This window comes from Microcoleus sp. OTE_8_concoct_300 (assembly GCF_031383065.1).
Classification (GTDB): Bacteria; Cyanobacteriota; Cyanobacteriia; order Cyanobacteriales; family Microcoleaceae; genus Microcoleus.
In genome coordinates this window covers 1-10,199 of sequence record NZ_JANMZH010000387.1, presented here as the reverse complement: position 1 = coordinate 10,199, position 10,199 = coordinate 1, and the positions used below count along the sequence as shown (strand labels likewise).

The 10,199-nt window shown below is 45.6% G+C and carries 8 protein-coding genes; 7 read left to right on the top strand and 1 reads right to left on the bottom strand.

Annotated elements, in window-relative coordinates; translation table 11 throughout:
• The first annotated feature begins 411 nt into the window (after window positions 1–411).
• The 7 genes from urtA to urtE all read left to right on the top strand — a co-directional run bounded on the left by urtA (window position 412) and on the right by urtE (window position 9,013).
• The gene (gene urtA / locus ACUVJL_RS17280; protein WP_445246979.1) at window positions 412–1,734 is read left to right on the top strand and encodes an urea ABC transporter substrate-binding protein; all 1,323 of its coding nucleotides are present in this window, start codon (window positions 412–414) and stop codon (window positions 1,732–1,734) included.
• Window positions 1,735–2,266: 532 nt separating this feature from the next.
• Window positions 2,267–3,421: an ABC transporter permease subunit gene (locus tag ACUVJL_RS17275; protein ID WP_445246980.1), complete on the top strand. Its 1,155-nt coding sequence runs from the start codon at window positions 2,267–2,269 to the stop codon at window positions 3,419–3,421.
• Window positions 3,422–3,642: 221 nt separating this feature from the next.
• Window positions 3,643–5,052 carry an RNA-guided endonuclease InsQ/TnpB family protein gene (locus ACUVJL_RS17270; RefSeq protein WP_445246978.1) on the top strand — a complete coding sequence of 470 codons (1,410 nt, stop codon included), beginning with the start codon at window positions 3,643–3,645 and terminating at the stop codon, window positions 5,050–5,052.
• Between the two features lie 44 nt (window positions 5,053–5,096).
• Window positions 5,097–6,239, top strand: a complete 1,143-nt coding sequence (urtC, locus tag ACUVJL_RS17265; protein ID WP_445246977.1) for an urea ABC transporter permease subunit UrtC — start codon at window positions 5,097–5,099, stop codon at window positions 6,237–6,239.
• Between the two features lie 291 nt (window positions 6,240–6,530).
• A complete protein-coding gene (locus ACUVJL_RS17260) occupies window positions 6,531–7,259 on the top strand; it encodes a TIGR00266 family protein (protein ID WP_445246976.1) in 729 nt (242 codons plus the stop codon).
• A gap of 129 nt (window positions 7,260–7,388) precedes the next feature.
• Complete coding sequence (gene urtD, locus ACUVJL_RS17255; RefSeq protein WP_445246975.1) at window positions 7,389–8,135, top strand: urea ABC transporter ATP-binding protein UrtD; 747 nt, start codon at window positions 7,389–7,391, stop codon at window positions 8,133–8,135.
• 179 nt (window positions 8,136–8,314) lie between these two features.
• Window positions 8,315–9,013 carry an urea ABC transporter ATP-binding subunit UrtE gene (gene urtE / locus ACUVJL_RS17250; RefSeq protein ID WP_445246974.1) on the top strand — a complete coding sequence of 233 codons (699 nt, stop codon included), beginning with the start codon at window positions 8,315–8,317 and terminating at the stop codon, window positions 9,011–9,013.
• Between the two features lie 277 nt (window positions 9,014–9,290).
• Here urtE and ACUVJL_RS17245 read toward each other — a convergent pair whose 3' ends face one another.
• Window positions 9,291–10,004 carry a pentapeptide repeat-containing protein gene (locus ACUVJL_RS17245; protein WP_445246973.1) on the bottom strand — a complete coding sequence of 238 codons (714 nt, stop codon included), beginning with the start codon at window positions 10,002–10,004 and terminating at the stop codon, window positions 9,291–9,293.
• Window positions 10,005–10,199 lie beyond the last annotated feature (195 nt).

Here is a 10,199-nt window from a genome sequence, read left to right as displayed (position 1 = left end):
GTCCCGCCCGTCCAAAAAGGACGGGCGGGACGCCCATCCCACAAACTTGTGGAAGTTATTTAATTCTCATTCCTAAGATAATTTCTGTAAAGAAACCCGGTTTCAAATTTCACACTGATTGCTGAAAAGACGTATTTTGGTGTCTGAACGCGGTTTCAGAAAAGAATGCAACAGTAGGTAAACTTCAAAGCCTTATGTCATCAGTCAATCTAAAATCTCAAATCTAAAATGGTATCAGGCCAGTTTTTGCAGCAGTGGCCATAAATACCCAGAAAAGTTTCATTTTGTCAACAGATTGTAAATTTTGTATCTAAAAATACAACAGTCTTCTGAAGCGAGTCTTAATATCAAGTCGCTATGTGTTATTATTTTCAATTACCAGACTCATCTATTCAAGAGTAACAAGAAAAAATGACAAAGCGATTCGATCGGCGGAAATTTCTTTTATACAGTTCTGCTACCCTAACATCAAGTTTATTTCTAAAAGCTTGTAGAACTCCCACTCCAACAGCAACTCCAGCCGCTTCTCCCACATCGACAGGAAGTACACCAGCAGCAGCCGGGGGCGGAAACTCGATCAAAGTAGGAATTTTGCATTCCTTGAGCGGCACAATGTCAATCAGCGAAAAAAGCGTTGTCGATGCCGAACAATTAGCGATCGAAGAAATTAATAAAGCTGGGGGTGTCCTCGGGAAACAAATCGAAACAGTAATAGAAGATGGCAACTCAGACTGGCCGACTTTTGCCGAAAAAGCCAAAAAGTTGATCGACCAAGATAAAGTTGTCACCGTCTTCGGATGCTGGACATCCGCCAGCCGCAAAGCAGTATTGCCGGTATTTGAAGAAAAAAATCATATGCTCTGGTATCCCGTACAATACGAGGGTCAAGAGTGTTCCAAAAATATCTTTTACACCGGCGCGGCACCGAACCAGCAAATCGAACCAGCAGTTGACTGGCTGCTAGAAAATAAAGGCAAAAAATTCTTCTTAGTCGGGTCTGACTACGTTTTCCCCCGCACGGCAAATACCATTATCAAGGCACAGCTAGCAGCCAAAGGCGGCGAATTAGTTGGAGAAGATTACATTCCTTTGGGCGGGACAGAAGTCACGCCAATTATTACTAAAATTAAGGCAGCTTTGCCAGACGGGGGCGTCATTTTCAATTCCCTCAACGGCGACAGCAACGTAGCATTTTTCAAACAGTTGCAGGGTGCAGGTTTGGGACCGGACAAATATCCGTCAATGTCTGTCAGTATTGCGGAAGAAGAAGTAAAGGCGATCGGCGTAGAATATCTTAAAGGTCATTACGCGGCTTGGAATTACTTCATGACAGTGGAATCTCCGGCAAATACAAAATTTGTGGAAGCTTTCAAGGCAAAATACGGCAAAGATAGAGTGACTAACGACCCGATGGAAGCAGCTTACATCATGGTTTACCTCTGGAAGCAAGCCGTCGAAAAAGCAGGGACAGCCGACGATTTGGAAAAAGTGCGCGCAGCAGCTTTGGGTCAAACCTTTGACGCGCCGGGGGGCAAAGTAACGATGGAAGTTAACCATCACCTTTCTAAATTTGTGCGGTTGGGCGAAGTGAGAGAAGACGGTTTGTTTAAGATCGCTTATGCAACGCCAGAAGCAGTGAAGCCGATTCCTTGGAATCAGTTTGTCGCTGAAACAAAAGGCTTTTCTTGCGATTGGTCAGATCCCACAAAAGGCGGCAAATTCAAGAGTACATAATTAAGTAAATTTTCAACTCTCTCCGGGTGCGCGTAGCGCACCTTTCCCCGTTTTAAATATAGCGGTTCTCAATAAAATGAGGTACACACCGCTCGCAACTGATGCCCTATGCCCACGGAGGCCTATGCCCACGGAGGCCGCGAGAGCACCTCATGTTACTGAGAAAGGCTATAACTGTGTACATAAAACGTTGCTCCGGGTGCTTAGGGCGCACCTTCCCCTCATACAAAAACTCGCGTCTTTAGAGTGTGCAATGCGTACCTTTCCCGGATTTAATAGCTCACCTATAGCGGTTCTCAAGCGTCGTGAGGTATGCCCTATGCCCTATGCCCTATGCCCTATGCCCTATGCCCTATGCCCTATGCACGTCGGAACATGTTACTGAGAAAGGCTATAAAACATCGCTCTGTGCGCTGATGTCCCACCTTACGCTTATACAAAAACTAGCGTTTTTAGGGGCGCACTGCCCACCTTACCATTACATAATTGCACCACATATTATAGTAGGAAAATAGGAGCATAAAAAGTGGCGATCGGCTTATTAGACGGTTTATTTAATGGCATTAGCATCGGCGCTGTTTTACTAATTGCAGCCCTGGGATTAGCGATTATTTTCGGGCTGATGGGCGTGATTAATATGGCTCATGGCGAGTTGATGATGCTGGGGGCTTATACAACTTTCGTGGTGCAAAATGTCTTCAAAGGTATCGGAGGATTTGCTTTTGAAACCTATATTTTATTTGCGATTCCCCTAGCTTTTTTAGTAGCTGCATTGGTAGGATTAATTCTCGAACGCGGAGTGATTCGCTATCTTTACGGGCGGCCGCTAGAAACTCTGCTGGCAACTTGGGGCGTAAGTTTAATTTTGCAGCAGTTTGTCCGCAGCGTCAGTTGGGTGCTGGTAATTGGGATTGCGGTGTTTTGTTTGCTGTTTTTTGGCGGTTTGCGAGTGCTGAAGCAGCGCCAGGATTTCGATCGCATTCGCAGCAAAATTATCGCCATAATTTTGCCTCTGTCTTTGGGTATTTCCTGGGCGGTGAGCGCCTTTTTAGGGCAAACTTACCAACTCTCCGTAACTAAACCTTGGTTTGGCGCTCAAAATGTGGATGTGACTGCGCCTGCATGGCTGCGTGGCGGCATCCCGCTGGGCAATTTCCAATTGCCCTACGCCCGACTTTTTATTATTGCGCTGACAGGAATTTGTTTGGTGGGAATTTACCTATTTTTGCAAAAGTCTGTGTGGGGACTTCGCATTCGCGCTGTGACGCAAAATCGCAGCATGAGCGCGTGTTTGGGCATTCCTACCGAACAAGTAGACGCGCTGACTTTTGCTTTGGGTTCGGGGCTGGCAGGTGTCGCTGGGTGCGCGATTAGTTTGATCGGTTCCGTAGGGTCAAATACCGGACAAAATTATATAGTCGATACCTTTATGGTGGTGGTTGTGGGCGGTGTCGGTAAGATTGTGGGGACTGTAGTTGCTGCGATCGCGATCGGCACTGCCAATTACCTGATCGGTTCGGGAACCTTAGCAATAATGTTCGCTCCTGTCAAGCCTTTAGCCGACTTCTTCACATTTTTCGCCACAACTAGCATGGCAAAAGTAATGGTATTCGCCTTAATTATGGCTTTTCTGCAAGTGAAGCCGGGAGGGATTTTCCCGCAAAAAGGGCGGACGGTAGAAAATTAACAACCAGCCGGGAAGTCCCTCGGTATATTTAGAGGGGATTAATCTGAGCGCTGCGCGAAGTACCCCGAATAAATTACCGTAGGGATGTCCAGAAGCGTCGGGTGTCGCGGACGGAAACCGACAATTAGACATTGCGAGTACCTTGAATTTTGATGTACTTTCTAAACATTAAATCAAAAGAAATGGTACATTAAGGTAGGTCGAAAAAAGGAATTTAAAAAATGCAAGTCACGTACAAATACCGCCTCAAACCCACAAAAGCCCAACTAACAACTATTGTGGCTCATTTAGAACTCTGCCGTCGGCAGTACAACTACCGACTCGGCGAAAGATTTAGGTGGTGGGAAGCCACGAGAACACCTATCAACGCCTGCCCATTGATTGTTTCGATAGTCCCGATTGAGGAAATTTATCAAAATATTCCCTTAACTAGGGTGCAAACTAGGGACGGCAGAAAAAAGGATGAGTCAGGCAATTCTTTGACCAAGAAAGGTGATGTTTTCTCGAACATTGAAGGCGGATATGTACAGTGGCAAACGATACAACTTGCCGACCTAAAAAACACCAAAAAACTATTTCCTGACTACAAAGCGTTGGATTCTCAGGTTTTGCAAGATGTCGTCAACAGAGTTGAAACTTCCTTTTCAAATTTCACCACGCCCGATCAAAACGGCAATCGTAGAGGTCAGCCCAGATTCAAAGGGCTTCACTACTACAAATCCTTCACTTATCCTCAACTAGATAACTTAGATATTGTCAAGGACGAGCAAGATAGGATTTGTATTAGTCTCGCCAAAATAGGTCAAGTGCCTATGGTTTTCCACCGTCCAATACCAACCAAGTTCAAAGTTAAGACGGGTACAGTTATCTCAGAAGCGGATGGGTGGTATATTTCCCTGACGCTAGAAGATAAAACGGTTCCCGTAACGGTTGCAGAAATTCAACCGACGGTCGAAAATACTGTTTACGTTTACCTATCCAATGGCGAAAGGGTTGAGAATCCTAGGTTTTTAAGGAAGTCGGCCCAGAAATTAGCAAGACTTCAAGGGAAGTTAGCTAATAGAGTTAAGGGTTCTAAGCCTTGGAAAGTTATCAAGGACAAGATTTCCAAACTCCATCAGTTCGTAGCTAGAGCTAGATTAGATTTTCAATTCAAAACTGCACATGAGTTACTTAGCAAGTGTGAAGTTTTAGTTGTTGAAGACTTGAGTGTTAAAAATCTAACTAGACGCGCCAAGCCTAAAACTGACAGTGAGAATGGCAATTTGGTTTATTTGCCGAACGGCCAGTCAGCAAAAAGTGGCTTGAACAAATCCATGCTTGATGCTGCTCACGGACAATTCGCCAGCGTTCTCAAATATGTTGCTGGGAAGTTAGGTAAAACTGTTCTATTTGTTGACCCCAAAGGAACTTCTCAACATTGCTGGGATTGCCTCAACAAAGTTCCGAAAGAATTATCAGATCGGTGGCATTCTTGTCAGTGTGGAGAATCCTTGGATCGAGATGAAAATTCAGCCAAACTTATAAAGAAGATTGGATTGAGTTACGAAAGTGGCGGGGGAACTCCGTCACTCAAAAAAGCCTTTGAAAAAAAGGAAAAAGAAGCCTGCGGTCTAACTGTACTCAGTTGACCGTCAGGTTAGTTCACAAATTACAACTGCGAGGGTAGCGAAAAATGCAGAACAAATATCAAAAAGCCTGGCTAAAAGAAGCGGCAATTGTCAGCGCGATCGCCCTCACATTCATATTCCTGATCCCAGGAATACTCCCCGACGTTCGCCTCAATCAATTAGGGCGATTTTTAGCGCTAGCAATTGCAGCCCTCGGCATAGACTTGATTTGGGGATACACGGGTTTGCTCAGTCTCGGACACGGCGTATTTTTTGCGATCGGCGGCTACGCCTTCGCCATGCACCTAAAACTGCAAATTCCCCCAACCGCCAGCATCCAATTGCCCGAATTTATGGGTCTCTACGGCGTCACCGAACTACCCTGGTTTTGGCAACCATTTTATTCATTTCCCTTCTCAGCAGCAGCAACAGTTCTCATCCCCGCTATTTTGGGCGCACTTTTGGGTTATTTAGTATTCCGAAATCGGATTCGAGGCGTTTACTTTTCAATTCTCACCCAAGCAGCAACCATAGTATTTTTCAACTTCTTTAACGGTCAGCAAAAACTCATTAACGGAACCAACGGACTCACCGACTTTAAAACCTTGTTCGGAGCCACAGTAAATGACCGAGATACCCAATATATTTTCTATATTCTCACCATACTATTTCTAGCAGCAACTTATGCCCTCTGCCGCTGGCTGACCAGCGGGCGCTTCGGCCGCCTGCTAGTAGCAATTCGCGACGACGAAGTGCGCCTGCGTTTCTCAGGCTACAATCCCACAGGATATAAAGTTTTAGTCTTTGCAATTTCCGCCGGTTTAGCCGGGATTGCAGGCGCATTATTTACCGTACAAACCGGAATCATTTCGCCAAAAGCAATGGATATTGCCTTTTCAATTGAAATGGTAATCTGGGTTGCAGTCGGAGGTCGCGCCACATTATCAGGAGCAATACTGGGAGCGCTGCTAGTCAACTTTGGCAAGAGTTTCTTGAGCGAACAATTTCCCGAAGTGTGGCTATTTTTCCAAGGCGCGCTATTCCTAATAGTAGTCACAGTGCTACCCGACGGCTTAGTCGGATGGCTCCAACATCAAGGTTTCGACCAAATCCGCACCCTGTTCAGAAGACCGAGGTACGCCTCTACTTACCCCAGCCTGGAACAAGACCCCCAAGTGCAGCGCGAAAAAGAAGAACTTGAACATTGAGTGCAAAAATATCGTGTAATTTAGAAGTAGGCGGACATCAATAAATTTTACCTGCAACAGACAAACGAAGCCATCGCAATAGACTTGGGAAAAGCTGCGTTTCTCTCTGAGGAGACGCAATATACAGCGTATCCCTGGTTTATCGAGTGCAGCTTTAGACACGGCCGGGCCCCGTGTCCCTAGGGGGATCGATAGGCGGATGTACTTTATAAACTTGCAATCTCCTGTATATCTCCACCTACTTAAATATCAGCAGCAACCAACCTAGTTCTCTAACTTTAGAGGTTAAATATGGCAGATATTATTGACTACAAAATCTACGGCGACGATTTGCAACTCATCGAGATTGAACTCGACCCCAGAGAAGGCGTCAGGGCTGAAGCTGGAACCATGACATACATGGAAGGCGAAATCCAAATGCAAACATCCACAGGCGGCGGCTTATTTCAAGGTTTCAAACGAATGCTGACAGGAGCGGGTTTTTTCATTACCACCTTTGTCAACGCCGGAAATCGTAAAGCCCGCGTCGCTTTTGCCGCCCCCTATCCGGGTAAAGTAATTCCCCTCGATTTAGGCAAACTTGGCGGTAAATTTTTGTGTCAAAAAGACTCATTTCTCTGTGCGGCTAACGGCATTGAAATTGAGGTAGCTTTCACGAAGCGGCTAGGTGCCGGTTTCTTTGGCGGAGAAGGTTTTATTCTGCAAAAGTTGCAGGGTGACGGGCTAGCTTTTGTTCATGCGGGAGGAACCATAGTTGAGAAAAATTTGGGGGTGGGTGAAGTGTTGCGAGCGGACACTGGTTGTTTGGTAGCTTTTGCGCCCACAGTAGACTACGATATTCAGTTTATTGGCGGGTTTAAAAATGCTCTATTTGGCGGCGAAGGCTTGTTTTTAGTCAAGCTAACCGGGCCAGGAAAAGTGTATTTGCAAAGTCTGCCGCTATCGAAGTTAGCTGAACGCATTTTAGCAGCAGCTCCACCTCCAATGTCGAGCAGTTCTAGCAGTTTTACTTTAGAGTAAACGGCTAGCATAAAGTAGAAATTATGGTGTTACGGAAGGGGAGTAAATCTGCTTAATAAGGGAGGATATTTGCCCTCGGCACCTACAAGGGGTATCGGTTGTTGTCCATTAGTGAGTTAATTGCTAATTATGAATGGAAAAGTCTTAGAAATCGAAAACTTGACTGTTAGTTTTGATGGTTTTAAAGCCATCAACGGTTTAAATTTTAGCATGGATGTGGGCGAACTGCGAGTTATCATTGGTCCTAACGGTGCGGGGAAAACAACTTTTCTCGATTCGATTACCGGGAAGGTGCAGCCGACAGAGGGCAGGGTGTTATTTAAGGGACAAAATTTGCGCAAGTTGTCGGAAGATAGGATTTCGCGCTTGGGAATTGGTCGCAAGTTTCAGACGCCGCGAGTTTACTTGAATTTAACGCCGCGCGAAAATTTGGAATTGTCTTGCAGCCGCCATAAAAATGTTTTTTCTACTTTGTTTAAGCCTGCTTCTGCGGCTGAAAAACGCACTGTTGCTGGTTTGTTAGAAACAATTGGTTTAGTTGCTAAAGCTGATGTTTCGGCTGGTTTGCTGTCTCACGGGGAAAAGCAATGGTTGGAAATTGGAATGTTGGTGGCTCAATCTCCTGATTTGTTGTTGGTAGATGAACCTGTGGCGGGTTTGACGGATGAGGAAACGATGTTAACTGGAGAGTTGCTAATTTCGCTGGCCGAAAGTCATTCGGTGTTGGTAATTGAACACGATATGGAGTTTGTGCGGCAAATTGCGCGGCAGGTGACGGTGTTGCATCAGGGTGCGGTTTTGTGCGAGGGGACTATGGATGAGGTGCAAAATGACGATCGGGTAATTGAGGTATATTTGGGCAAACCGGAAGAGTAAGAAGTTATTAGTCATTAGTCATTAGTCATTAGTCATTAGTTATTAGTCATTGGTCATTAGTTATTAGTTATTAGTCATTGGTCATTAGTCAGTTGACTGTTTCCGATTACCGATTACCGATTACCAATTTCCAATTACCGCTTGCCAATTACCAATTATCCATTACCAATCTAAAGAATATGCTGCAAGTTTCTAATTTGAATGTTTATTACGGCGAAAGTCACATTTTGCGCGATGTCGATTTAAGCGTCAATGCGGGGCAAATGGTTTGCTTGATCGGCCGCAATGGTGTGGGCAAAACTACTATGCTAAAAACGATTATGGGGTTGCTGCAACCGCGCGGCGGCACTATTGCTTTTGGCGGAGAATCTATTGCTTCTAAGTTGACTCACCAGCGGGCGAAAATGGGCATTGGTTACGTGCCTCAAGGACGCGAAATTATTCCCCGTTTGACGGTAAAAGAAAATCTCTTGTTAGGTTTGGAAGCGAAACCCACTAAAACCAAAAATCCTGAAGTTCCTGATGAAATTTTTGAGTTATTTCCGGTTTTGAAAACTATGCTTGATCGCCTGGGAGGTGATTTGAGCGGGGGACAGCAGCAGCAGTTAGCTATTGCTAGAGCTTTGATGGGTGAGCCGCAGTTGCTGGTTTTGGATGAACCGACGGAGGGGATTCAACCGTCTATTATTTTAGACATAGAAGCTGCGGTGCGCCGTGTAGTTGCTACTAGGGGAATTTCTGTTTTGTTGGTGGAGCAACATTTGCATTTTGTCCGGCAAGCTGACTGGTATTATGCTATGCAAAAAGGCGGGATTGTGGCTTCTGGAAGCACTGCCGAGTTAAGTGATGAGGTGATTCAGAGGTTTTTGGCTGTTTGATTCTGAAGGAAGTTCGGCAACGGATTCTGTAACGGATGTAACGGATGTAGCGGATGGAGGGAAGAGGGAAGAGGGAAGAGGGAAGAGGGAAGAGGGAAGAGGGGAGCAGGAAACGAGGCAGAGCCTCTAGATATTTATTCCCAGGCAGAGCCTGGGAACAAGGGAAAAGGCAGAGCCTGAGAACAAGGAGGCAGAGCCTGGAAGGGATGCAGTCCGCGCACTATCCGGACTTTGTTGGATAAGAAGCGATTTCAATCGCCCAGGAAACGAGGCTATATTATTGATTTTTTCGGCCGTCGGGCATTGTGGTGCCGGCCATACTTGCTCGATCGATACTAGCGCCATCTATATTAGCATTGCGGAGGTTGGCATCGGAAAGATTGGCATCTCTCAAGTCGGAAAATCGCAGGTCTGCACCGTCTAAATTTGTCTTTGTCAAGTTAGCTTTTCTGAGGTTAGCGTTGCTGATTCTCGCTCCTACTAATTCGGCTCCGCTTAAGTCTGTGCGAGCTAGATTGGTGTTGACAAAATCTGAGATCTCGAAGCGACTACCGCTGAGGTTGGCATCTGATAAATCTGCTCCTGTAAGGATGGGATTTTTTAAATTAATGTTAACTAATTTTACGGCTCGGAGGTCGCAGCGGGGGCAGCTTTGAGTTAGCAGTAGCGTTTCGACGTTGGCGTTGATTTGGTCGATTTGTTGCTGGGAGAAATTTTCGGCAAATTCTGGGGAGACGTAGCCGAGGTTTTTGGGGTCGTCTGGTTTTGGTTGGGGTGTTTGGATTGGGGGTGTTTGGATTTGTTGGGGTGTTTGGATTTGTTGGGGTGTTTGTGGTTGGGGTATTTGTGGTTGGGGTGTTTGTGGTTGAGGTGTTTGTGGTTGGGGTGTTTGTGTTTGCCCGATCGCGCTTAGTTGCAGCCCCACATCTAGAACTTCCAGAGTTGCAGCAATAATTACCAGGGCGATCGACATTATTGTGAGTTTTTTCATAAATAACTTTTTGCGAAAATACGATTTATATTGTATAATACCTGGAAAACTGAACGTAAGGATTCAGGTCTCAACTTGGGGTATTAAAGATGGGGTCTGCACAGCAGGATTAACCCTCGCTTTGATCGCTTGCTCAAAAAACTTGGCGGACTGAAGGTCTTTGACGACGGCAAGTTTGTATAACTGTCAATAAAT